We start from the raw sequence: 1,278 nt of genomic DNA, 5'->3' as shown, positions 1-1,278 counted from the left end.
GCAACAACCTGCGGGAGTTCGCGCGGGTCCCCGGCCTGCTGACCGAGAACTGGCTGTAGCCGAAAAATGGTTCCATCCGTAGGGTGGATCCACCCTACGAGGCCTACCCGATATCAACCGGCCAGCGGGCCTTCCAGGCGGCCGTCGGCGGTGACCCGCAGATGGGGCAGGCCGAGGTCGTCGAGGAACGTGCGGCCGGCGTCGTTGCCCTTGAGCAGGGCGATGGTGGAGGCGCTGCCGGCGATCAGGCAGGCGTCGGCGAGCACGGTGACCGCCTGCATCGGCCGCTCCACCGGCCAGCCGGTGGCGGGGTCGAGGAGGTGGCTGTAGCGCCGCCCGTCCACCTCCAGGTAGCGCTCGTAGTCGCCGCTGCTGGCGAGGCCGCCGCGGCGCAGGGCGACGCTGGCGATGCAGCCGTCGGGACGGCGGGGGTGGCGGATGCCCACCGCCCACGGGGTGCCGTCGGGGCGCGGGCCGAGGGCGTGGAGGTCGCCGCCGAGGTTGATCAGGCCGTGTTCGATCCCCAGCCCACGACAGACCGCTGCCGCGCGATCGGCGGCGTACTCCTTGACCACCCCGCCGAGATCGATCTCCATCCCCGGCCGCGGCAGCCGCAACCACGGCCGTTGCCACTCCACCTCGCCCCAGCCCACCAGCGGGCGCAGCGCTTCCACCGCGCTGGGGGCAGGCAGTCGGCCGCTGCGGAAGTTCCAGGCGCGGCGCAACACCCCGGAGGTGACGTCGAAAAGCCCGCCGCTCTCGGCGAAACAGACCGCGGCGTAGTCGATCAGCGCGGCGCTCTCCTCGTCCAGCTCCACCGCGGCACCACCCGCGGCGCGGTTGATCGCCGCCACCACGCTGTCGTCGCGATAGCGCGAGTAGCGCCGCTCCAGCCGCCGCACCTCCGCGTCGGCCGCCTCGGCGGCGGCCCGCGCGGCGCGTTCGTCCCCGGCGGCGTGGAGCTGCACCTCGTTGGCGCAGCCCATGGCATTGAAGGTGTGGATCAACATGGTGGGGCCGTCCATTCGATGGACATCGAACGATGGATAAGAGCAAAACGATAACGCACCTGCGGCCGACGCCGTAGGTTGGCGCTACCGCGCCGACGCGAACGGAGGCACCGCGCCTTGAGCGCTTCCGCAGGTCCTTCCGAACGGGACGTTCCGTTCGGAAGGATCGGCATGGCCGTAACCCCGCTGCTTGCGCTGCCTCTTACCCACAAATCGGCCATCAGCACCCCCCGGAAGTGCCAGGCCAAGGCGCGGTGCGCAGCCAATG

At 71.4% G+C, this 1,278-nt stretch carries 1 protein-coding gene; it reads right to left on the bottom strand.

From position 1 onward, the window contains the following. Nucleotides 1-113: 113 nt before the first annotated feature. A complete protein-coding gene (locus ACYQ2W_RS26195; protein WP_459874012.1) occupies nt 114-1,010 on the bottom strand; it encodes an FAD:protein FMN transferase in 897 nt (298 codons plus the stop codon). Nucleotides 1,011-1,278: the final 268 nt, after the last annotated feature.

This window comes from Endothiovibrio diazotrophicus (assembly GCF_054657215.1).
This window is presented reverse-complemented; position numbering and strand designations above follow the sequence as displayed.